Origin of the sequence: Lentilitoribacter sp. Alg239-R112 (genome assembly GCF_900537175.1) — a bacterium.
In the GTDB taxonomy this organism is placed as follows: Bacteria; Pseudomonadota; Alphaproteobacteria; order Rhizobiales; family Rhizobiaceae; genus Lentilitoribacter.
In genome coordinates, this window is record NZ_LS999834.1 from 467,674 (window position 1) to 488,955 (window position 21,282).

A 21,282-nucleotide genomic window follows, 5' to 3' on the forward strand; every position below is an offset into this window, starting at 1 on the left:
GATAGGACCAAACATGTAAACAGGCGAAACAAAAACATCATTTTGGCATCGCCCTCAATGTACCATTCTGCATGATAATGCCAGAAATAATAATGCCTGAATCTAAATTCCGCGCTTTAATTACCTCGCCCAAACCACCATTCTGTAATGCAATACCCTGAGCGGATATAACCATCTTGTTGTTCGAAAATACAAGCGCAACTTTTTTACCACGCTCGATAAGATAGGCCTCTCGCAGTGCACTTACCGGAATTATTCGCCCGGGAAGAAGTGTCTTTTTCGTTACAAACCCGTCAACTTCGGATATAATTTTTGCATAACCAGGCCGAAGATTTGGATTAATAACATTGACTTCGCGAACCATTGCACGCGAGATTTTCTGACCTGGATATATGATAGATTCTGGAACAACAGCTGTTTGCTGAGCATAAACGGATGTGACAAGAACAAAGAAGCTTGCTGCAGTTAAACACCATTTTAAAAAATCATTTCTTATAGCTCTAAAGTCAAACATCATGTTTGCCTCCTTTCAGAAATTACCTAAGTGATTGTGTTACCGTGCTTGCCATCTCGTCTGCTGCTTTAATAACCTTAGAATTCATTTCATATGCCCGTTGCGCTGAAATCAGATCTGTAATCTCTTTCACTGGATCAACATTTGAGGTTTCTAAATAGCCTTGTTGGATATGGGCAAAGCCTTCATCGCCCGGTGTTCCCAATATGGGGTTACCCGAAGCTGCGGTCTGACGAAAAAGGTTCTCACCCAACGGTTCGAGGCCTGCTTCGTTGGTAAAGTTTGCAAGCGTTAACTGTCCGACCTCAGTCAATTCAACATTGGTTCCCTCGCGAGCAAAAACTTGCCCTGAACGCGAAATGATAACTTCGCTGGTATTATCAGGAAATGTAATGCCACCCTCGATCTCATATCCGTCTATGTTAACAAGAACCCCTTCTTCATTTGTGTTAAATGTACCGGCACGAGAGTATAAAGTTTCTCCGGACGGTGTTTCAATTTGAAACATGCCCCGTCCGATAAGCGCAAGATCGAATTTATTTGATGTTGCAGCTAAACTACCTTGAATGTGAAGATTTCTAACGGCGGCCAACTGCACACCCAACCCTACATGAGCCCCCTCTGGAACAATTGCCTGATTACCTGAATTTGGCACACCTTGTTTTCGTTCAACCTGATAAAGAAGGTCACTAAACTCAGCCCGAGATCTCTTAAAACCCGTCGTATTGATATTGGCGATGTTATTCGCAATAACCTCAAGGTTTATCTGCTGTGCATTCATACCCGTTGCAGCGATAGAAAGAGCCTTCATTACAATATCCTATATTTGCATTCTCGACACATCGAGATATGCGGTTACTATTTTATCTCTAATCGCGATCGCCGTTTGCAACGACCTTTCTGCCGTCATTAGAGCATCTACAACTTCACGTGTTCCAGCTTCACCGGTAACTGCGTCCAACGAAATTTTTTCAGCTTGCTTAATATTGCCAACTGTATTTGTCGCTAAACTTGTCATCATTTCACCAAAACCGGGGCCCGTTGGCCCTGCAACTGAACTGGCATTTGCGGCAGAGGCAATTGACGACAGAGATGCCGTCTTAACCGGATCAATATTTTTTCCTGCACTAATTGCTGACATTTGTTGGATGGTTAAATTCATCAGTTTGCTCGCAACAATTCGAGTGTCATGGAAACCAATTCACGTGTTTGCTGGATAGTTTGCAAATTCGCTTCATATGATCTGTTTGTTTCGCGCATATCAGCCAGCTCAATCAGTGGATTAATGTTTGGCATTTTCACCATACCCTCAGCATCAGCTGCCGGGTGGCTTGGATCGAAAGACCTGATAAAGCTAGAATTGTCCGTACCCAGCCGACTAATTTGTACCTTTGAAGAACCTGTCACGTTGTCTAGTACAGACATAAAGGAAACTGTTTTTCGGCGAAACGGATCTGCACCAGGTGTATCACCAGTTGATTGTGCGTTTGCAATATTCTCGGAAATAATGCGCAATCGGGTCTCTTGAGCAGCAAGGCCACTCGATGCAATTTTTGAAGATAAAGAGAGAGGGTCAACCATGATTATTTCCTCACCGCAGCAAGCATCATATTATTCATTTTCTTGACAATGCCAGCATTGATTTCATATTGCCGTTTGATCTCGCTACCCTTAGATAATTCATTGGGAAGGCTTACGGTATTGCCTGACGGATGCACACTTATGCCGTTAATCTCAGTACTTTGGGTCGACCCGCGCACATTAGCTTCGTTGATATGACCGGGGTGCGTTGCCGCCATTTTACTGCCGGCAGATTCCAACACTGCGTTAAAAGGTGCTACATCTTTAGCGACATAACCTGACGTATTAGCGTTAGCTATGTTGCCAGCTACGACGGTATGTCGAACCGATAACCACTGGGCTTGCTCAGAAGCCAGTTTAAAAAGCTGAATTGGTTGCATAAGATCATCCTATCAATTCCGTTTACAGAATATTAAAACAATCTTGCGCGGGACTGGTGATCTGCCCTTCGAAGCAACTAGTTTTCGAAAACGCCACCATCAGATGTGATCAACGCCCAACCATTATCTCGTTCTTCTAATGCAGCAAGTTTGCTATTGTCGGGCAAGACGGACCCAACCTGTACCATATAAATTCCAGATGAATCTTCAATAAGCGCTCGTCCATTGACAACATGCAGCAATCGATAGGTTGGCTTGGAAGGAAATGGCTGACCTTGAAGGTTGGGGCCGTTTTTATCTTCCTTTAAACTCGGCTCATCCGGAGTCTCCGGAATAGACGCAGTTGTAATATCATCTGGTGGCAATGGTACATTTTTGATACCCATATCGCGGCCAGGGATTGCTTGCGGAGAGACATTCACGGTTGCCCTACCCTGCCAGGTTCCCGGCAGAATGCGATCATCCCCATATGCCATTTCCTTGATAGAAAACTTTTCCTGATTTACAAATACATACCAAGGAAAAAATGCCGATGAAAGAGCAAGGGAAATGCCTGCTACCCCAAGCAAAAAGTCAACATTAAGACGTGCTTTCCTATTTTTCTTGTCTACTTGTTCTTCAACATCGGCAAGCAGGTCCTCTTCAAATTCATTTCCAAACTCATCTTCATAATCATCATAGAATTCAGACATTATCTCATTCCTGTGCCTTGCCCGATCGCAGGGCTACCTTCGGCCGGTTCATTTGCAAAAGCCGCCGCCTTCATTGCACTGGCCAGCTCTCCGAATGCGTCCTGGCATGAGGGGTCCGATGGAGTCTGCTTCAGATTTTCATAAACAATTGGCACCTGTACGACAGCCATATCCAAATCAGGATCTGTTCCCGGTCGATAGCCGCCTATTAATCTCAAATCCTGAGTTTCTTCATATTTATGGATTAGCGCCTTGATACGATTGGCGAGAACTTCTTCATCACTACTCCAAACCTTGCGTGCCAATCTGGAAATGGAAGCCATTGGGTCAACGGGTGGATAACGTCCAGCATCCGCGAGAGAACGATCAAGAACCAAATGACCGTCCAATATACCACGAGCGTTATCGGCGATGGGATCATTATGATTATCACCATCAATTAATATTGAAACGATTGCCGTTATGGCGCCTGCATCTTTCCCACCTGGCCCAGCCCTCTCCAGCAATTGCGGCATCGCGGTAAAAACCGATGCCGGATAACCGCGGGCTACAGGAGGCTCACCCGATGCAACACCAATTTCTCTTAAGGCATGTGCGTACCGTGTTAAACTATCAATGATCAGGAGAACATTCTCACCTCGGTCCCGAAAATATTCAGCTGTAGCCATCGCAGTCAAAGGGGCCATTTTCCGAAGACTTGGGCTTTCATCACTTGTTGCCACAACTACAACTGACTTTGCCAGATTATCGCCCATTGTCTCTTCAATGAACTCACGGACTTCGCGCCCGCGTTCTCCAACAAGGGCAATAACAGCGCGGTCAAAATCTGCTGTCTTGGCAAACATCGAAAGCATGGTGGATTTTCCAACACCTGATCCAGCGAAGATACCCAATCGCTGCCCCTGACAAATCGGCGTAAATATATCAACAACCTTTACCCCCGTTCGAATAGGCGTATTCACTCTATTTCTTTGCATCGAAGGAGGTGCAGCAGACGAAAGTGGAACTTTTTCTGACCCCATCTTTAGTGGCCCCAATCCGTCGATCGGTTCTGCCAGAGAGTTAATTGTACGTCCACACCATGCAACATCAGGCTGAATTTCAAATCCGCCTTTGCGAAAAACTTTATCGCCGATATGAGCTGGATTATCTGTTTTAAGGGGACAAATTACTACTTCTTCCGGCCCGACATGTACGACCTCGCCTGGATAGAGTTTGCCTGAGCGCTCCAAGTCTACAAAATCTCCGAGACCTAAATCACGCGAAAGACCTGCAACTGAATAAGAACCTTGTGAAACAGCAGTAACACGCCCACCGACACGTAAGAGGTTCGAAGCGTCGAATGCGCGGAGCGCATTATCAATCTCGGGCAAAGTCGGCGTTGTGGACATTACAAAAACTCAACTTCATAAGATTTGGTCTTACTCGAACTCATCTAGCGACCACCGCCAAGTGTGCGGATAGCCTCTTTAAATGTCTTGTCGGTATCCCGCATCATTGAAGTACTATTTTCAAAAGCCCGTGTAACCTGAATCAGCTCGCTAATCTCAGACAGCGGATTAACATTGGATTTCTCAATATATCCTTGATGAACCCCAACATCCGTCTGATCCACAACGGGTTCAGGAACATTTTTTGAAAGAACGCCAAGTTCAGCAACACGCTGATACCCGGCTGACAGGTCAACGGTAAACAATCCAATATTCGCCACGGTTTGCCCGTTTTGTGAAAGTGCACCATTTTGAGTTGCGGTTGGCTCACCTGCCTGACTATCAAGCTGAATAGGTGCGCCGCCAGCATCCAGAACGGGAAATCCATTAACTGTGGTTAATTCTCCCTCTGTTGTCATAGTAAAACGCCCATCGCGCGTTAACATCGGACCTGCTGGTCCTTCGACCATGAACCACGCATCACCTTTTACCGCAAAATCAAAGGCATTCCCTGTAGATTGCAGACCACCGCTTTCTGTAGAGAGGAAATCATTCCCCTGACTTACAAAAGATGTTTTTACTTTCCCTACGCCGTCTAGAACTTCGCTAAATTTGATCTCAGTTGCACGAAATCCAGTTGTATTCGCATTGGCTATATTGCCTGAAATTGTTGTTAAACGTCGCTCAAGTGCAATTTGCGAAGATAGCGAGACATATAGAGCACTTTGCATTAACGACCACCCAATTTCAGATTATTTATAGACAGCATAAGATCAGATGAAATTCCAAACCCGGCTGATTGACCAAGCAATGCTGCCGATGACGGATCGCCGTAAGAATTATTAACTTCCCAAAGCGCAGTAAAATCTTCCAGAAACTTGGTTAAACCCTCTGGCGTTTTCAGCTCATCGAAATCCAGTTTATCGAGGATAGCATCTGCTTGACGATCAATATTGGCCGCAGCTGATTCAGGTGGAATACTCAAAGCGGTTCGAACTACTTCGCCTAGCGCATTATCACCTAGAAGAGAAAAAGCTATTGACCTATCTGAGGAACTATCTTCCAAAATTTCGGGAAGCTTTCGCTCAAAGTATAAGGCAAGTCTAACCCCTTGATTGTCATTTCCTGCATTCTCTTCAAGGGTTTGCTGTAGATATTTATCAACTGTACCCTGTTGAGCTTTTGTAAAAATAGTTGCATTGCCTTCATGGGTCTTAAAGTCAAAGGCTTCTGCAAATGCTTTATATCGTGGGTCAGTAAATTTATTTGCGAGCGCGTCTTCGTCTTCAGTTCCACCTTCCAAAACCTTACGTATCAAGCCTTTGGCATATGTCATTTCCTCAAGACCATGAGCCTTCATCGCGTAGCTAAACAACCTATCATCAGCCAGAAAGTCTTCAATCGTGTCCACTTTTGAGATATTTTCCAGGTAATATTTCGTTTCTCTTGAGACGACGGGTTCTTCCGAAACTCGTTTAAGAGATGCAGACATATCGCGAGTTATGAGGCGGTAATCAGTTAAGGTCGTCATGTTATATCTCCTGGCCGCTCAGGTGGAACCCACCTAGAACGTTCCTTTAGGCTCGTATAGACAGCATTCTCCAAATTTTCAGTTCCAAAATAGGTAAATTGTCTTGCGCGAAACTGTCCGTTGCACATTCACGATTTTCATATGATTCAGCTTCACACAAGGATCAAAGCGTACGCATGAATGATATTTCAAAGGCGGTAAACAGTATGAATATCATAATCGGCGTAGTGATAACTATCGGCTGTGTCTTAGGCGGCTACATGGCCATGGGTGGCAAATTAGGTGTATTGGTACAGCCATTCGAACTCGTTATTATTGGCGGTGCGGGTATCGGCGGCTTAGTCATGGCTAACCCGACAAAGATAATCAAAGACTGCGGCAAGGCGCTCAAGGAAGCATTTAAGTTCGATGTTCCCACAGCACGTCACTACCTCGATACGCTGGGTTTGCTTTATCAGCTTATGAGAGATCTTCGTACGAAATCTCGGAATGAAATTGAGGCCCATGTTGATAATCCAGAAGAGTCTGAGATATTTATCTCAGCACCCACTGTATTGGCTAACAAGGAACTAACATCCTTTATCTGCGACTATATTCGTTTAATCATTATCGGTAATGCTAGGCCGCACGAAATCGAAGCTCTGATGGATGAAGAAATCAATACTCTTACCCACGACAAAATGCATTCTCAACATTCGCTTGTAACTATGGGTGATGCATTTCCCGCGATTGGGATTGTCGCAGCGGTTTTGGGTATCATTAAAGCGATGGGCGCCATTAATGAACCACCCGATGTCTTGGGTGGGTTGATTGCAGCCGCGCTTGTGGGTACATTTTTAGGGATTTTCTTGTCATATTGCGTTATGCAACCGCTTACACACCAAGTCGAAATTGTACGTACCAAACAACTGCGCCTTTATACCGTTGTTAAACAAACGCTGCTTGCCTACATGAACGGATCCGTTCCGCAAGTAGCGCTGGAGCATGGACGCAAAACCATTTCATCCTATGAGCGTCCAACAATTGATGATGTGGAGCAGGAAATGATGAACCCTGGCGGCGGCGGCGGTGAATAAGTAATATGGCTGACGAAGACGTCGCAGACGAGATAAAAGATGCAGTTGATGGAGAAACCTCCTCTTCTGTAGACCCTGACGCCTCTACCAATTCGGAGCCATCAACAGATGCAAATAGCACTGAACGTTCTGATAATTACGAGTTAGATCCTGAACTTTTGGCGCAAATGATTGGCGAGTTGGGTAATCCGACGATCCTTAAGGAAAAATGCCATCAGATACTTCTTCCGTTAGCTCAGGTTCTAATGGTTCTCTTTAAAGATAAAAACAATCTCACTCTAGAAGCTAGTGCGGGTAATGTTGTTCAAGGTACGAGAACAGAATTACTTCAAGCAATAGAAGGTGAATACACTTACTGTGAAGCCGAAGTAAAAACTTGGTCGAATGATATCGCTATTTATTGCAATAATGATCTTCTGATTTCTGTCGTAGAATGTTTAATGGGTGGAGATGATCCCGAAAATATTGAAATCATTTCAAGACCATTATCAAATCTGGAATTTGATCTTTCAAAAGTTGTTTTCGAAATTGTTAATGAAGCACTAAAAGCAACAATCACACGTAACCCTACGATCGAGCACAAAGTTGAAACACCCGTCGCTACGATACCGGATATAGAAGACGAGACATATAAAGAATATCATGCTGTGGCATTTTCGCTTAATGTGATCTTTGGTAAACTCACAACGACAATTACAATCATCACACCCCAATCGAAAATCATAAAAACAGATATCAATACAAATGCCGGTAGGCGACGCAAATCCGATGAGCAAAGTGAATGGACTGAGAAGATATCCAAACAGGTATATGCTTCTGATATTAAGCTCCAGGCAAATATTGGGTTAGAACGCTTGCGTTTGAATGATATTGGGCGTCTACAAGTGGGTGATGTATTGCGATTCGCAGATGAAGGAGAGCCAACAGTTGTTCTTCAGGCAAACGGAAAAGACCTCTATAACTGCTCACTGGGGAAAGCTGGAAACCGTTATATGGTTCGTGTGGAAGAGCCTTTTGGCGATGAAGATTGGATGAGTAACTTTTAGTTATGCAAAATGAATTAGTCTGAACATCATTATATTTTGATGTTTCCGAAAGGCCCTGACAAGTTTGGGATGATAAAGATTTAACATGAGTACAGAAAATGCAGAGGAAAATGAGCTTAATATCGATAGCGCGGATTCCGCTGAGTTGGATGATGCGATAGATGGATTGCGTGATGTACTGAAGCAAGATTCGGAGGGCTTGGATTTGTCAAGCAGTGAAGCCAGTGCCGAGCCTGACCTGGGCGCGGACCTGATGGGTGATTTAGATTCCGATTTTGGTGGTGATATCGGCGGTGATTTTGCAGCTGGTGGCGACTTGGGCAGTGATTTCGGCGATATTGGTGGTGATTTAGCAGCAGGCGGTGGTCTTGATGGAGGCCTCGATGGTAGTTTGGGCAATGATCTAGGCGGCGACTTCGGTGGCGCTGGTGATATTGGAAGTGATTTTGGCGGCGATCTAAGTGGCGGTTTAAACACCGGTGATGCCCCGTTGGGGGACTTTGGCGGCGGTACATCGGTTACCGGTGCGACCGGTTCACAAACCCGCGCAGATCTGGTTTTGGATATACCAATCGAAGTACAAGTTGTTCTAGGCACAAGCCGATTACAAGTATCTGAACTAATGGACTTAACTGAAGGTGCAACCATTGGACTTGAGCGCAAAATTGGTGAACCTGTGGAAATAATGGTCAATGGTAAATTAATTGGCCGTGGTGAAATTACTGTTTTGGAAAATGATGATACCAAATTCGGTGTGAAAATGATCGAAGTCATAGGCTCCAAACCTAAATCGGGATAAAAATCGTGGATATTTACGATGATTATGAGCATGATGCTCATGGTTCCAAAGAATTAAGTCAACCAGAAAAAGCGGCGGCTGTTCTGCTTGCAATGGGTAAACCAATTGCGGGAAAACTATTAAAATTCTTTGAGCAAACCGAATTGCAAGTCATCATCGATAAAGCACAAAACCTTCGCCCCATCCCACCTCAAGAGCTTGAGGAACTTGTCACAGAGTTTGAAGAACTCTTTAGCGAAGGCACAGGCCTTATGGACAATGCTAAAGTTATGGAGAGCATCCTCGAAGAAGGCCTTACACCGGATGAAGTTGACGGACTCTTAGGCCGCACAACACAATTCCAAGCCATTACAACAACTATTTGGGATGAGTTGAAAGAAGCTGATCCGAATGCTGTGTATAAATTCCTTGATGCCGAACACCCTCAAACTGTTTCTTATATTTTGACCATGCTTCCATCAGGTTTTGCTGGCAAAATCTTAATGAAAATGTCAGAAGAACGCCGAGTAGATATCATTCACCGAGCTGTTAATATGAAGGATATTAATCCGCGCTTGGCCGAAATTATCGAGCAAAAAGTTCTTGAACTTGTTGAACAGCTCAAAGCAGAAAAAAACTCTACAGGGTCTGTAAAAGTTGCAGATATCATGAACGAGCTGGATAAAAGTGTTGTTGAATCTTTGCTTGGGGCATTGGAAGATGTGAGCGAAGAAACTGCGAACAAAGTCAAACCTAAGATCTTCTTGTTTGATGACATTCTCTTAATGTCAAAGCAAGCACGCGTTACATTATTCAATGACATAAATGGAGACACAATCACCCTGGCTCTACGCGGTGCTATTCCCGAACTTCAAGAGGCTGTGCTTGGTTCAATTGGCGCAAGACAAAGACGTATGATTGAATCTGAACTTGGAAATGGTGATCTCGGCAAACCACAGGAAGTTGCAGTTGCTAGACGCTCCATTACGCAAGAAGCAATACGTCTGGCAGGTGAGGACAAACTGGTATTACGAGAAGACAGCGCAGCTGCCTGATGCTAGTTTACTGAATAAGGGTGATTCTTTTCCAGTAGGCGAGGCTTTTCATGGCCGATAATGAAGACAAAGACTCCAAAACCGAAGACCCCACGCAGAAGAAAATTAGCGATGCCTCCGACAAAGGTAACGTTCCATTTTCCCGCGAAGTTCCTGCTTTTGCGTCCGTTCTTGGTGCTCTCTTATTCATAGTTTTCTTCCTCCCAAGTGGTGTTGTCAGTATTACCAGAGGCCTAAAGGGGATTTTTGAGAAACCCGAAGAGTGGCGCATAGTTGCACCGGAGGATGCGCTTGCCATTTTCAAACATTTGTTTTGGGAAGCGAGCGCCGTTCTCTTACCTGCTTTTGCGATACTTATGATTTTTGGTATTGCAGCTTCGATATTTCAAAATGTACCTCGACCAGTTCTTGATAGAATCCAACCAAAATTCAATCGTCTTTCTATCCCGGCTGGTTTTGGCAGAATTTACAGTAAGAAAGGCATGGTAGAGTTCGCGAAATCCATGACTAAAGTGCTGGTCGTATTGCTAATTGTCGCTTTAGTTATGCAATCTGACTATTTGGAAATTCTGCAAACCATGTATGCCGATCCCTCGGCAATTGTCCAGGTCATCACAGATCACGCACGCACTGTGTTTATTATTGTTCTTATCTGTACCGCGGTCATCGCAGTGGTTGACATTTTTTCTACTCGTCATTTTTGGTATGAAGACCTAAGGATGAGTAAGCAAGAAATTAAAGATGAGAATAAGCAGGCTGACGGCGACCCGATGGTTAAAGCACGTCAACGGTCAATTGCAAGAGACCGAGCAAGAAAACGTATGATGTCTGAAGTCCCCCGCGCAACGCTTGTTATTGCAAATCCAACTCACTTTGCTGTTGCTCTTAGATATGACGCAGATGGCGAAGGTGCACCAATAGTTGTTGCGAAAGGTCAAGATTTAATTGCTCTTAGAATTCGAGAAATTGCTGAAGAGAGTGGAGTACCTGTTTTTGAAGACCCTCCACTGGCCCGCTCAATGTTTGCGCAAGTCTCGCTTGATAATTTGATTCCACCGGAGTTTTATCAGGCGGTTGCTGAACTAATTCACCGAGTTTACGAAAAATCGCCTCAATAGCGGCCATGATTCTTGCCGTGTAATATGCGAAATGTATTTGATTAACCAGTAAGGCCACAATATCGTCAATTTGAGAGATGCTATTGTAAGCGCCATTGAATCTTCAAAGGATCAAGTAACCAGTATGAAGAAAAGTTCTCTTACCAATAAACATGAAAAAATTGTAGCTCATGCGATTGCACCAATTGCAAAAGAGCTAAGACTCATCGACGTGGCCGATTTAATTGCAATGCTAAAGTACGAAAAACATGGTAGCTTATCTGATCTTGTTACATCAGCTGCGGAGCTATATTTCTTACCAGATACCGTAAAACTAGGATCAGGTGGAGATTATCAGGTAGATTGGGATAACGACCCAAAGATTCTTCTTGATCTTGAAATTTCTTTGAAAACAACAACAGTGTACACGCGTCTATCTCTTGAGAAAAATCACTGTAGCATTGAGATCAATCACATCCAGTTTGAACAGGCAATTGATGATCCGGAACTAAGCTCTCACCTTCTTCAAGAGCAGTTTGAGCAAGCCGCTTTTTCAATGCATCGCATTGCTATCAACCATGAGATCGGGAAAATTTTATAATCCATACTCATCAAGCCGGTTTTTGGCAATCAGCTAATCAGACCAAGCCGAATTGCTTTGGCAATAGCCTGAATTCTATTGACGCTGTCTAGTTTAGATGTCGCCGAACTTAAATGCGCGTTTACTGTGTGCACAGATAGACCTAACTGTTCGGCGATATCATCACTCGTCATCCCATTGCCAGCAAACTGTAGACACTCCGTTTCCCTGTTATTGATAGAAATAACATCAACTTTTGAAGATAATTCAATTTTCAAAAGTGTTTTAAGAAGAATGAAAGTCTTTTTATGGATGTCCATAAGCATTTCGCGCGAGATTGTGATTGAGGGAGCAAAAAACACCGCAATGCCTGTTTTCCGACCACCAAGATGCACCGGAAAAGCTACGCCATGCATCGATGCGTTCGGCATTGATATCAATTGTGCAGGTCGCGGAACATCTAATTGATGAGCCTCACTACTGTCTTCATGCCAATAAACTGGGCAGGGTGATTTTCTAACATGGCTTGCCAAAATTGGTCCAACAGACTTAATCAAACCCTGTTGTACTTTATCCCGCGTATAGCTTGAATTACCAATGATAATTTTAAGCGGCATCACCGCATTCATAGCACTTGTCGTGGAAGCTATTACAAAGCCTTGAGCGCCCAATCTTCGCTGTAATTCAACAACTTTTGGAAAAAGATCAGCAGATGACGCAGCAGATGTTAGCTCTCGATCGCCGTTCCAATTATCAGCAGAGTGCTCTCTTCTAACCTGTTCATAATTAACCATATTTGCCCCCTCAAGCTATGTTTATATCAATTCGCTTCGCACTGCTTCCGCCACCGCCTCGGCACGCGACTTAGTCGCTGTTTTATTCATAATACTGGTTATGTAATTATTCACAGTGTTTCTCGAGATACCAATTATTAGTGCTATCTCATCACTGGTCTTGCCTTTCGATATCCATGAAAGACACTCCATTTCACGTTCCGTCAGATCATTGTAATGCTGGCTTGCAGTGGAGTGGGTTTCAAACTCAACAACATGATAAGCCGCCGCAAAAACCACGTCGCGCAGTCGGTCATAGGAGTATGAAGCATTTTCTTGAAATAAAAATGACAGAACATAATAATTATCACCGCAAGTTAACGGCATAACACACACATTTTTTGAATACCCAACTGGGACTTGTATCCCATTTTCTATGTCTAGAAACTCTGGTTCAAAAACTTGAACTCTTTCTGGAATTTGGCCAACATTGAAATATTCATCTATGATACTTCGACCAAATTCCTTCGCCAAATCATATGGCCAATTTGAACTGACAACGTTATCTTCTGTCGTCCCATAACGTAGCAATAGATATCCGGCAGCACCTACATAGCGGCGAGCAATATCGAGTCCGTTACCTATATATTCAGAATTTGTGCTCTCTTCGAGTTCGTTCAGGAATTGACCACGTGTCATAACTACCACTTGATGCTCATCAATTGTGGAAGTACTCCCGAACATTGCCCTACCTTTGCCTTAACATTCTGTCACCAGTTTAAACCTATCAACACCCACGATAAACCACATTAAGATCAATCCAAAATTACCGATTGCAAACCATCAACATTTCTTGGCATTCATCAAATGCAGTATAAGCCAAACGAATCACCCGCATAACTAGCTTATTCATTGTACAATGAAATTCTATGGTGATTTTCAATACTTTACAAGAATTGTTTTTTGTGAATCATCTATTTGCAGAAAAAACAAACTCTGATTCTTATGAAAAGCTGCTTTGATTTTCTGATCAAAATTGAGTTTTGAGCGATTGTCACCATGTGAAAGTAACATCAAAGATAATAAGACTTTCTTAGAAAGTGCCATTTGTTTGGGTGCACTTACTCATATGCTCCATCAAGAGCTGGTGGAGAAGCTGGATGTTAAATTCGCATTGTTACACATTAAGTGAGAGAATTGTAATAAGCTGACATCATCATATGGAATGAACAGCGCCTCACCCCATCACGAATATCAAATGTTGATGTGCTTTTTAGTTGAAATCGCTAGTATAAAAATATTTGATGTTGCTATGAGCGTAGACCACGTTATCAGGCTGCATCACCGATTGCCCATTTGCGTAAAACTTTCGCTGCTCTTTCTTCACTAATCTCAACCATAGAAGATAGTCTTTTTTCCGGGCCGCCTTTTACGCGCCCTGTAAAGCCCATACCTTCTTCAATAACGACACCATCATCACCACCACCACCGCCAAATGCTTCATCGGCATCAAAACCAAAATCAGCACCAAAGCCTTCCATAGAAGCACCGGGGGCACCAAGGTCTCCACCTATTCCTGGGGAGAAATCTGGCAATTCCAGACCATCAACATCTCCAAGACTATCCAAAGCATCTCCTCCAGCAGCGGCATCGGATCCAGTTCCACCTGTATTCAAGATTGGTTTTATGCCAAACCAAACAATCAAGAATGCAACAACTATAAACGATATAGCGTTAATAATCGTACCTAGTTGCGCAGTTAACATTTCCATAAAGCCGCTGGTGGCAGGCCCGTCAGCAAGAATTTCCTCTGCTAAAAACTCCATTGTCGTTAGTTTGACGATATCACCACGATCAGCATCAAGACCAGCAGCGGTTGTTACAACCTGCTGAAGCTCCGCAATATATGCGGCAACTTGTTCATCCGTTGCGCCCTCGCCCAGCATCGCTTTTACACGAGTATCGTTGACAACAACCGCAATGGATAGTTTTTCAATCTCATAACTGTTCCGAACAGTCTGAATGACCTTTGAATTAATTTCATAATTCGTCTGCTCTTCTTTACGCTCAGCAAGTTCTTTGGACTGTGGAGTGTTTGCACCGGCAGCGGTAGCCTGATCAGGAATATTTTGCTCTACTGTTGCTGGTGCATCTGAAGATGTCTGACTTGACGACTGATTATCTCTTGTTATCCGTGTAGAACGTTCTACGCGGGATTCCGGATCAAATACAGTTTCCTGTATCTGCTGGGTATCTGTATTGACCTTAGCCGTTACACTTGAGCGAAAGTTATCTAAACCTAAAAATGGAGAGAGCGCTTTGTCGATATTATTTTCGATCTCATTCTGTAGCATTTGAACAATAGACATAGAACGATTGATATTGCTGTTGGAAAAATCATCACCCGCTGCAAGTAGCTTTCCGGTTGAATCCAAAACAGTAACTTCATCGACGGTCAACCCTGGGACTGACGATGCAACTAGATGCCGAATTGAATCGGCAGAACGTCTTGCAACTGAATTACCGGTTTTTACCATCACAGAAGCCGATGGTTTACGTTCGCCACTTCTGAAGTTTCCACTATCGGCCATGACAATATGAACGCGTGCAGCGTTAATGCCATTAATCTTTTGAATGGTGCGAGCAATCTCACCCTCCAATGCACGGACTCTAGTGACCTCTTGCATAAAACTTGTCAAACCTAAAGAGCCGACATTGTCAAACAATTCATATCCAGCGCTAGAACTATTTGGTAGGCCACGTTCGGCTAGAATTGCACGCGCTTGTAATGCTGTTCCAGCTGGAACAAGCACGCTGGTTCCGTCTGCTCCGACTGTGTAATTGATTTGGGCTTCTGACAAAGCAATACCAATTTGATTGATATCATCTCCGGTCAGCCCGATATAAAGCGATTCAGTGGATGGTTTGTTGAGAAAAAGCCCTGCTGCAATAATAACTGCAATGGCAACCGCCCCTACTGCACCCAGTGCTAGCAATCGGCCTTGGCCTAGTTCGGACAGATTTTTACCAATCTGAGATAATTGATTGAACAGATTCATTCCACAACCACACTTGAGATCTCTTAATGGCTCAATCTAGTGCGCGAAACTTGTGTGAAGGTGTCTTCACCCGGAATTTTTCAGCTATAATGATTTATAACAATATAGAAACAAACCAAATTTCGAGCATTAACAGGTAGGAGATTTGAATTCTGATGACGCCCGTAATCACTACAAATATTCTCATGCGCAGAATTACCAACTCGACAAAATTATGAGATTTCGTGCCGGAACTATTTAGCTTACATTTGCCAAACCAACCTCAATTGGAACAGGCATAAGGAAAACATTTCGTGCAATTTCTGACGATAACCTATCTGCAGAGTACCATTTAGTAAGGATGGTTTTTGACATCATATCAGGATTTAATTCCATGAAATCTTCGAAATTGCTCGCTGATGAATCTACCATCCGCTCGGCTATCAAGCTCATAAATGCATAAGTTATTGTCAGATTGAATTTTTGTGGCACACCCATATCAGTAGCAAGTGCACGAATGCCCTTCGCGTAGATTGAAGTTGCATCAATGAAATCATACTTGTCCAGTAGTTCAAACGCAACTTGAACATGTTCGGCATGATGAAAGCTATTATTATCAACTTCATGCGCTTCAAAAGAACGAGTCAGTTCTGAATAACAATTTTCCTTTTTCATTCCTTAGCTTCCTTCGAGCTGTGACTGTCGGATGCGGTCAAATCTAAATCATAAACGCTCTTGAGTTTTTGTATTTTAGCAAGCGTCTCGGCAGAGAAAGGAGGCTTACTTTCAAAGCTATGTAGCGCGATACCTTCAATCAGGTCACCAACAGACATATCAAGATGTTCGGCAAGCCCCTTAAGGACCTTCAGGAGCCTCTTGTCGATTCTAATTCCGGTTTGAACACGTTCAAATTTCTTTTCCATAAATATATCTATGTACCAAGGTACTAAGTTATGCAAGAGAAAATTGAAAGAAACATTAATTCCCACTCGCCATCACCCATTCAGTTAGCATGTAAAGTTGTGACCAATTGCCAATGCTGCCGCGCCGGCTCAAAACAGCAACGTCTGAAGCGGCGCATTATGAATTGATCGCATGGACGATGTTTACAGGAAGCAATTCTGCATCGAGCATGTATTGCTCTAGTCTGGGAGAGCATTGCCACTCGCGGCGCATCGCCAAATAAACTTCAATGGTTTTATCTTGTAGCGTAATTCGCCGTTGTTCACCTCTAAGCAAAAGATTTTTTTCCGTTGCTCTTGACGAGACCAACTCGATAATACTGGTGTTGTAACCGGCCATTTCCAACAATAACGCGCGCATACTATCAGCTAGCATATGAACAAGCTTTTCACGGATAATCGTATGATTTGCCATTGATCTCGCATTTTCCGGCGGTTTCATAGATTTGCGAAAACTGTGTTGACAGCACGACACGGATAACACATTTCGCGCGTCGTTCTGTAACCCTAGAAACAAAGCTTTGTCTGTTGCCATGTCGCAGGCATGAAGTGCATATACAGCATCTGGACGCTCCCCAAGCTGGAAATCGGCAATATCTTCCGCATGAAAATACATCTCGTCAAATCCAAGGCTGCGCGCGATCCTTTCATTCTTTTTCATTAGATCTGCGTTGGTGTCAATGCAATGAATGCGAACAGGGCGATTGAGAATTTGATGATAAAATTTGTAAACTAGAAAACTCAAGTAACAATTACCTGCGCCGGCTTCTACAAAAATTAGTTCTCGTTTCGTTGAATATTTCTTTGTGCGAACGTGAATAGCTTCGAGATAGGCTAAAACCTGTTGCATTTTCGCAGTTCTGTCTTGGCGTGCCTTTTTCTCCGGAACCAAAAGTCCAAGGTTTTGACCAAAAGTGCTGAGTTCAATCAGCGCAGCGCGTTCAATTAACATGAACATCTCCAAAATCTGGAGGTGTCTAGACTTTGAAATGTCTGGGGTCGATTTTTTAAAAAGGGATTGAGTAGGAACGCAACTCCGCAGAGACACCCATACAAATCCAAGTCACACCCAAACGAGAGGTAACGAGCAAATCGTCGACCTCAGATACTCAGAAAATAACTTTCCGAGAAATTACAAATGTGATTTTAAGGTTTGTATGTATGATTCTACAGTCCCAGAGCGCCATATATTCAGAGGCTAATCCGGGCGGGCATTTCCTTTCATTTCAGGGCAGCAAAAGCCCCTGAGAAAACGTACATATAAGCAAGGTAAATGAAATTCAACCCGAAATTAGATTTTTGAGTAATTTGAGTGGCAACAATTTACCCACTCGTGCACATTAGGTGCGTTTTGCGCCGTAAATTCTTGTATTAAGAATAATCAGTTCTGGTAAGTGTAAACAATTTATCCAAAAAATTGAAACTCTAGAAGAAGTCTAAATCACCGGATGCTTTCTCATAGGCATCAGCTGAGATCATAGTCTTTTCTGGAGATGACAAGCGCTGTTTCAAGTCAGAAAGCGTTATGAGATTAAGCGCTGTGGTCACATCAACCAACTGCTCTACATCTACTTCGTCGGACATCGATTCCAAAAAATCCGCTAAACCCCGTGATTTCTGTACAGCTAAATCAATACCTTGCAAAAGCTTCATATGCTCGGTTGCATCAACATTGCTGGCGACATCTTCGTTTTCTAGCATCGGCTCCAGTCGTTCGATCAAAATTGCAACGTCACGCAATTCTGTTCCCACACGATTTAAAATCGCCGTTAGAGGCTCTTGCAGATCACCTGCTATATTTTGACTGTAATTCGACATTTACGCGTCCTTTTACAAACTATACTCTGATAAATATGAACAAATCAGAAAAATTCGATATCATCTTTTGGTGCTGCAACCGCTGCGGTCTTAACAATTGGCTTACGCTCCCGGGCGACTACTTTCTCAGCTTCACTACCGTTTAGAATGCACTGGCGAGCCCGACCACTTACGGGCCAGTATTCTAATTTCCGGCCGTGGTCACCACCAACATTTGTACCGACTATCCTTATTCCTTCATCCTCAAGAAATGTCTTGGCAAAGATGGCGTTTTTCTCACCAACGTTGGAAAGACCGGGTATTGTCTTTCCTCCACCAATGATCTTCGCTTCAATGCGGTCTCGACTGGCGCCTTTTTTTAGGAGACCATTGATCAAAAGCTCCATCAGGTGAACACCATAGCGTGCACTTTCACCACCTTCACTACGCGAGCCGTCACCAGGAAGTAGAAAATGGTTCATACCTCCCACCCCTGCAATTGGGTCACGTAAACACGCAGCTATACAAGAACCCAGAATAGTTGAAAGAACAACATCGTTGTCATCAGTTACCTGATACTCACCTTGTATAATATTTATCTTTTTAACCGCTGAATTCATACTCAAAGCGCTCCAAATACTGCTTCAATGGCGGCCTTCATTTTCTCAATAGTAAATGGCTTAGCAAGCACATTATTTGCGCCAAGAGCCGCTGCTTTACGCACAAGTTCTTTATCTCCTTGCGCTGTTAAAATTATGAATGCAGCTCTCTGTGTCGCCGGATTTTTACGAACGCCCTCTAAGAACCCAAGACCATCCATCTTTGGCATGTTGAAATCAGAGATCACGAGATGATGTGGTTGCGTTCGCATTATCTGGAGGCCTTGCGCTCCATCAGCTGCAACTGTGATATTCTTAAATCCGAGTGACTGAAGTGCTTCAGACAATAATAATCGGCTCGTTACCTGATCGTCGACAACTAAGACCTTAATTTTTTGCGCAATAGACATTAGGCTACCCTATCCCTTCTGATTGCTGTTAACTTACATATTTGTTCTGCAATATCTTCTATGGAGTGCTGTGATTCCACAGCACCAATTTCAAATGCGACCTTCGGCATTCCATATACAACGCACGATTTCTCATTTTGCCCAACTGTATTTGCACCTGCTTTACGCATCTCCAATAATCCGTTGGCACCATCGCGGCCCATACCGGTTAGAATAACACCCACCGCTTTTTTCTTTGCAATTCTAGCTACTGATGCGAACAACACATCGACCGACGGACAATGACCAGATACTGGATCGCCTTCCCGTAGCGAAATTAACGGAGCAACCTTTCCGGTAACTTCCATCTGGCACGTACCACCAGGAGCTAGTAATACTTTCCCCACTTCTAGGCGATCACCATCTTCTGCTTCTTTAACTTTTGGAGCTGAAAGTCTGTCCAATCTCGCCGCGAAGCTTCCTGTAAAAGCTGGGGGCATATGTTGCGTAATGACCGTTGGAGGGCAATTTGCAGGGAACTTAGAAATAACATTTATGAGTGCTTCGACACCACCTGTAGATGAACCAATTGCGATAATTTTTCTAGCTGGCGAATAGTCTTGAAAACCTGCACTTGCAACTGGCCGAGTAGCCGTTGTCGGTTTAGGAGTTCTTTTGACCATAGGAAGTTTTGATCGTCCTGCAGCTTTTACAACTTCATTTATCCGATCAAATGTTGAACTATCTCCGGCACTTGGTTTACCGATACAATCGAATGCACCGAGTTCCAATGCATCAAGACTTGCTTGCGCACCTCTATGAGTAAGTGTCGACACCATAATTACTGGCATCGGTCTGAGCGTCATAATCTTCTCAAGAAATTCTAAGCCATTCATGTTCGGCATCTCGACATCAAGCGTTATGACATCCGGGTTTAGCGCCTTAATTGCACTGCGAGCCTGAAGCGCATCCCCTGCTTCACCAATTACTTCAATTTCTGGGTCGGCACTTAGCGCATTGCGAATAAGGCCACGCATCGCTGCGGAATCATCGACGACTAGAACTTTGACTGGATTGATCATCTAGCTCACCCCGTAAACCTGAATGCAGTTACGCCGACACTATCGAATTTGCTTTTAGCCGGACCCGATAAACGCTCTGAATGGCCGATATAAAGATAGCCTTCTTTCGGAAGAACTTCTGCGTAACGTTGCCAAATTTTTGCTTGCGTTTGATCATCGAAATAAATGACAACATTTCGGCAAAAAATAACATCAAACTTGCCTCTAAATGGCCAGTCGCGCAGCAAATTCAATTCGCGGAAAGAAATGAGTTCTTTTAAACTTTGATTAGCTTGGAACTTTCCATCACCTATCTCTGTAAAATGCTCACGCCTCATACCCGGATCCACGGGCTCTATCGCCTCCGGTGTATATATCCCCTGATTTGCACTTGCGACAACTTTAGGATCAATGTCTGATGCCAGAATTTTAAAATCATGTTTTGCAGCATCCGGGAAAACCGAAAGAACAGTCATAGCTAAAGAATATGGCTCATGACCCAGTGAACATGCAGAGGACCATATGCGAACGCGTCCGCCCGCACGTGCGCGCTTGACCAAATCGGGCAATACGTCTTTTGCTAGATGTTCAAAATGATGACGCTCACGGTAGAATTTGGTGAAATTCGTCGTCAACTGCGACAACATTTCTCTGCGTTCATCAGCACCTCGTTCTGAGCTTACGAGTTCACAATACTGCCTAAACGAGCTCATCCCTATCTTACGCAACCTTTTTGAAAGGCGTGAATACACCAAAGATGCCTTGCTTTCATTTAGAAAAATACCGGCATCAGCATAAATCATATCAGCAATCTCAGCCAAATCACGACGCGTGAGGGGTGAATCTCCCATAGCGAGTTCATCGGTCGGAGACCCGTTTTTTAATATAGAATTCGGACTACTC

26 protein-coding genes are annotated in these 21,282 nt (G+C 43.6%); 6 read left to right on the top strand and 20 right to left on the bottom strand.

The window, feature by feature from the left end; genetic code table 11:
- Positions 1-37 precede the first annotated feature (37 nt).
- The 9 genes from flgA to G3W54_RS15575 all read right to left on the bottom strand — a co-directional run bounded on the left by flgA (position 38) and on the right by G3W54_RS15575 (position 6,128).
- Positions 38-517 carry a flagellar basal body P-ring formation chaperone FlgA gene (flgA, locus tag G3W54_RS15535; RefSeq protein ID WP_162654183.1) on the bottom strand — a complete coding sequence of 160 codons (480 nt, stop codon included), beginning with the start codon at positions 515-517 and terminating at the stop codon, positions 38-40.
- A 19-nt stretch (positions 518-536) separates the two neighbouring features.
- Positions 537-1,325 carry a flagellar basal-body rod protein FlgG gene (gene flgG, locus G3W54_RS15540; protein WP_162654184.1) on the bottom strand — a complete coding sequence of 263 codons (789 nt, stop codon included), beginning with the start codon at positions 1,323-1,325 and terminating at the stop codon, positions 537-539.
- A gap of 9 nt (positions 1,326-1,334) precedes the next feature.
- Complete coding sequence (locus tag G3W54_RS15545; RefSeq protein WP_162654185.1) at positions 1,335-1,676, bottom strand: flagellar hook-basal body complex protein FliE; 342 nt, start codon at positions 1,674-1,676, stop codon at positions 1,335-1,337.
- The gene (flgC, locus tag G3W54_RS15550; protein WP_162654186.1) at positions 1,676-2,095 is read right to left on the bottom strand and encodes a flagellar basal body rod protein FlgC; all 420 of its coding nucleotides are present in this window, start codon (positions 2,093-2,095) and stop codon (positions 1,676-1,678) included. Before flgC ends, G3W54_RS15545 begins: the two co-directional genes overlap by 1 nt.
- 2 nt (positions 2,096-2,097) lie before the next feature.
- Complete coding sequence (flgB, locus tag G3W54_RS15555) at positions 2,098-2,475, bottom strand: flagellar basal body rod protein FlgB (RefSeq protein WP_162654187.1); 378 nt, start codon at positions 2,473-2,475, stop codon at positions 2,098-2,100.
- A gap of 77 nt (positions 2,476-2,552) precedes the next feature.
- Positions 2,553-3,167, bottom strand: coding sequence for a flagellar protein (locus G3W54_RS15560; protein ID WP_244627956.1), 615 nt, complete (start codon positions 3,165-3,167; stop codon positions 2,553-2,555).
- The gene (locus tag G3W54_RS15565) at positions 3,167-4,558 is read right to left on the bottom strand and encodes a FliI/YscN family ATPase (RefSeq protein ID WP_162654188.1); all 1,392 of its coding nucleotides are present in this window, start codon (positions 4,556-4,558) and stop codon (positions 3,167-3,169) included. The genes G3W54_RS15560 and G3W54_RS15565 overlap by 1 nt, the downstream gene beginning before the upstream one ends.
- Before the next feature lie 44 nt (positions 4,559-4,602).
- Entirely contained in the window at positions 4,603-5,328 is a 726-nt protein-coding gene (flgF, locus tag G3W54_RS15570) for a flagellar basal-body rod protein FlgF (protein ID WP_162654189.1), read from the bottom strand.
- Complete coding sequence (locus G3W54_RS15575; protein ID WP_162654190.1) at positions 5,328-6,128, bottom strand: DUF1217 domain-containing protein; 801 nt, start codon at positions 6,126-6,128, stop codon at positions 5,328-5,330. The genes flgF and G3W54_RS15575 overlap by 1 nt, the downstream gene beginning before the upstream one ends.
- 206 nt (positions 6,129-6,334) lie before the next feature.
- Between G3W54_RS15575 and motA the strand changes: the two genes are divergently transcribed.
- The 6 genes from motA to G3W54_RS15605 all read left to right on the top strand — a co-directional run bounded on the left by motA (position 6,335) and on the right by G3W54_RS15605 (position 11,781).
- The gene (motA, locus tag G3W54_RS15580) at positions 6,335-7,204 is read left to right on the top strand and encodes a flagellar motor stator protein MotA (protein ID WP_162654191.1); all 870 of its coding nucleotides are present in this window, start codon (positions 6,335-6,337) and stop codon (positions 7,202-7,204) included.
- A 5-nt stretch (positions 7,205-7,209) separates the two neighbouring features.
- Positions 7,210-8,250, top strand: coding sequence for a FliM/FliN family flagellar motor switch protein (locus G3W54_RS15585; protein WP_162654192.1), 1,041 nt, complete (start codon positions 7,210-7,212; stop codon positions 8,248-8,250).
- 85 nt (positions 8,251-8,335) lie between these two features.
- On the top strand, positions 8,336-9,049 hold the full coding sequence (fliN, locus tag G3W54_RS15590; RefSeq protein ID WP_162654193.1) for a flagellar motor switch protein FliN: 714 nt from the start codon (positions 8,336-8,338) through the stop codon (positions 9,047-9,049).
- Between the two features lie 2 nt (positions 9,050-9,051).
- Positions 9,052-10,083 (top strand): flagellar motor switch protein FliG, encoded by a 1,032-nt coding sequence (locus tag G3W54_RS15595; RefSeq protein WP_162654457.1) that lies wholly within the window; start codon positions 9,052-9,054, stop codon positions 10,081-10,083.
- A 50-nt stretch (positions 10,084-10,133) separates the two neighbouring features.
- Positions 10,134-11,201 carry a flagellar biosynthesis protein FlhB gene (gene flhB, locus G3W54_RS15600; protein ID WP_162654194.1) on the top strand — a complete coding sequence of 356 codons (1,068 nt, stop codon included), beginning with the start codon at positions 10,134-10,136 and terminating at the stop codon, positions 11,199-11,201.
- Between the two features lie 124 nt (positions 11,202-11,325).
- Positions 11,326-11,781, top strand: a complete 456-nt coding sequence (locus tag G3W54_RS15605) for a hypothetical protein (RefSeq protein ID WP_162654195.1) — start codon at positions 11,326-11,328, stop codon at positions 11,779-11,781.
- A 29-nt stretch (positions 11,782-11,810) separates the two neighbouring features.
- On the opposite strand, the gene G3W54_RS15610 is transcribed toward G3W54_RS15605, so the two are convergent.
- The 11 genes from G3W54_RS15610 to G3W54_RS15660 form a co-directional block, all read right to left on the bottom strand.
- Positions 11,811-12,554, bottom strand: coding sequence for a helix-turn-helix transcriptional regulator (locus tag G3W54_RS15610; RefSeq protein ID WP_162654196.1), 744 nt, complete (start codon positions 12,552-12,554; stop codon positions 11,811-11,813).
- 21 nt (positions 12,555-12,575) lie between these two features.
- A complete protein-coding gene (locus G3W54_RS15615; protein ID WP_162654197.1) occupies positions 12,576-13,232 on the bottom strand; it encodes a helix-turn-helix transcriptional regulator in 657 nt (218 codons plus the stop codon).
- Between the two features lie 632 nt (positions 13,233-13,864).
- Complete coding sequence (fliF, locus tag G3W54_RS15620; RefSeq protein ID WP_162654198.1) at positions 13,865-15,592, bottom strand: flagellar basal-body MS-ring/collar protein FliF; 1,728 nt, start codon at positions 15,590-15,592, stop codon at positions 13,865-13,867.
- Between the two features lie 237 nt (positions 15,593-15,829).
- Complete coding sequence (locus G3W54_RS15625) at positions 15,830-16,246, bottom strand: hypothetical protein (RefSeq protein ID WP_162654199.1); 417 nt, start codon at positions 16,244-16,246, stop codon at positions 15,830-15,832.
- A complete protein-coding gene (locus G3W54_RS15630) occupies positions 16,243-16,494 on the bottom strand; it encodes a hypothetical protein (RefSeq protein ID WP_162654200.1) in 252 nt (83 codons plus the stop codon). The genes G3W54_RS15625 and G3W54_RS15630 overlap by 4 nt, the downstream gene beginning before the upstream one ends.
- Before the next feature lie 157 nt (positions 16,495-16,651).
- The gene (locus G3W54_RS15635) at positions 16,652-17,485 is read right to left on the bottom strand and encodes a methyltransferase (protein ID WP_162654201.1); all 834 of its coding nucleotides are present in this window, start codon (positions 17,483-17,485) and stop codon (positions 16,652-16,654) included.
- A gap of 473 nt (positions 17,486-17,958) precedes the next feature.
- A complete protein-coding gene (locus tag G3W54_RS15640) occupies positions 17,959-18,351 on the bottom strand; it encodes a hypothetical protein (RefSeq protein WP_162654202.1) in 393 nt (130 codons plus the stop codon).
- Positions 18,352-18,395: 44 nt separating this feature from the next.
- On the bottom strand, positions 18,396-18,950 hold the full coding sequence (locus G3W54_RS15645) for a chemotaxis protein CheD (RefSeq protein ID WP_162654203.1): 555 nt from the start codon (positions 18,948-18,950) through the stop codon (positions 18,396-18,398).
- A 2-nt stretch (positions 18,951-18,952) separates the two neighbouring features.
- Positions 18,953-19,339 (bottom strand): response regulator, encoded by a 387-nt coding sequence (locus G3W54_RS15650; RefSeq protein WP_162654204.1) that lies wholly within the window; start codon positions 19,337-19,339, stop codon positions 18,953-18,955.
- Entirely contained in the window at positions 19,339-20,400 is a 1,062-nt protein-coding gene (locus G3W54_RS15655) for a chemotaxis response regulator protein-glutamate methylesterase (protein ID WP_162654205.1), read from the bottom strand. The genes G3W54_RS15650 and G3W54_RS15655 overlap by 1 nt, the downstream gene beginning before the upstream one ends.
- Positions 20,401-20,405: 5 nt before the next feature.
- Positions 20,406-21,230, bottom strand: a complete 825-nt coding sequence (locus G3W54_RS15660) for a protein-glutamate O-methyltransferase (RefSeq protein ID WP_162654458.1) — start codon at positions 21,228-21,230, stop codon at positions 20,406-20,408.
- Positions 21,231-21,282: the final 52 nt, after the last annotated feature.

Coding starts and splice junctions, on each gene's coding strand:
- G3W54_RS15650 (WP_162654204.1), bottom strand. CDS start 19,339: ATGTCTATTGCGCAAAAAATTAAGGTCTTAGTTGTCGACGATCAGGTA.
- G3W54_RS15560 (WP_244627956.1), bottom strand. CDS start 3,167: ATGTCTGAATTCTATGATGATTATGAAGATGAGTTTGGAAATGAATTT.
- flgC (WP_162654186.1), bottom strand. CDS start 2,095: ATGGTTGACCCTCTCTCTTTATCTTCAAAAATTGCATCGAGTGGCCTT.
- G3W54_RS15585 (WP_162654192.1), top strand. CDS start 7,210: ATGGCTGACGAAGACGTCGCAGACGAGATAAAAGATGCAGTTGATGGA.
- G3W54_RS15605 (WP_162654195.1), top strand. CDS start 11,326: ATGAAGAAAAGTTCTCTTACCAATAAACATGAAAAAATTGTAGCTCAT.
- G3W54_RS15630 (WP_162654200.1), bottom strand. CDS start 16,494: ATGGAAAAGAAATTTGAACGTGTTCAAACCGGAATTAGAATCGACAAG.
- fliN (WP_162654193.1), top strand. CDS start 8,336: ATGAGTACAGAAAATGCAGAGGAAAATGAGCTTAATATCGATAGCGCG.
- flgB (WP_162654187.1), bottom strand. CDS start 2,475: ATGCAACCAATTCAGCTTTTTAAACTGGCTTCTGAGCAAGCCCAGTGG.
- G3W54_RS15615 (WP_162654197.1), bottom strand. CDS start 13,232: ATGACACGTGGTCAATTCCTGAACGAACTCGAAGAGAGCACAAATTCT.
- G3W54_RS15610 (WP_162654196.1), bottom strand. CDS start 12,554: ATGGTTAATTATGAACAGGTTAGAAGAGAGCACTCTGCTGATAATTGG.
- G3W54_RS15645 (WP_162654203.1), bottom strand. CDS start 18,950: ATGAATTCAGCGGTTAAAAAGATAAATATTATACAAGGTGAGTATCAG.
- flgG (WP_162654184.1), bottom strand. CDS start 1,325: ATGAAGGCTCTTTCTATCGCTGCAACGGGTATGAATGCACAGCAGATA.
- fliF (WP_162654198.1), bottom strand. CDS start 15,592: ATGAATCTGTTCAATCAATTATCTCAGATTGGTAAAAATCTGTCCGAA.
- motA (WP_162654191.1), top strand. CDS start 6,335: ATGAATATCATAATCGGCGTAGTGATAACTATCGGCTGTGTCTTAGGC.
- G3W54_RS15545 (WP_162654185.1), bottom strand. CDS start 1,676: ATGAATTTAACCATCCAACAAATGTCAGCAATTAGTGCAGGAAAAAAT.
- G3W54_RS15575 (WP_162654190.1), bottom strand. CDS start 6,128: ATGACGACCTTAACTGATTACCGCCTCATAACTCGCGATATGTCTGCA.
- G3W54_RS15660 (WP_162654458.1), bottom strand. CDS start 21,230: ATGGGAGATTCACCCCTCACGCGTCGTGATTTGGCTGAGATTGCTGAT.
- G3W54_RS15625 (WP_162654199.1), bottom strand. CDS start 16,246: ATGAAAAAGGAAAATTGTTATTCAGAACTGACTCGTTCTTTTGAAGCG.
- flgA (WP_162654183.1), bottom strand. CDS start 517: ATGATGTTTGACTTTAGAGCTATAAGAAATGATTTTTTAAAATGGTGT.
- flgF (WP_162654189.1), bottom strand. CDS start 5,328: ATGCAAAGTGCTCTATATGTCTCGCTATCTTCGCAAATTGCACTTGAG.
- G3W54_RS15565 (WP_162654188.1), bottom strand. CDS start 4,558: ATGTCCACAACGCCGACTTTGCCCGAGATTGATAATGCGCTCCGCGCA.
- flhB (WP_162654194.1), top strand. CDS start 10,134: ATGGCCGATAATGAAGACAAAGACTCCAAAACCGAAGACCCCACGCAG.
- G3W54_RS15635 (WP_162654201.1), bottom strand. CDS start 17,485: ATGTTAATTGAACGCGCTGCGCTGATTGAACTCAGCACTTTTGGTCAA.
- G3W54_RS15640 (WP_162654202.1), bottom strand. CDS start 18,351: ATGTCGAATTACAGTCAAAATATAGCAGGTGATCTGCAAGAGCCTCTA.
- G3W54_RS15655 (WP_162654205.1), bottom strand. CDS start 20,400: ATGATCAATCCAGTCAAAGTTCTAGTCGTCGATGATTCCGCAGCGATG.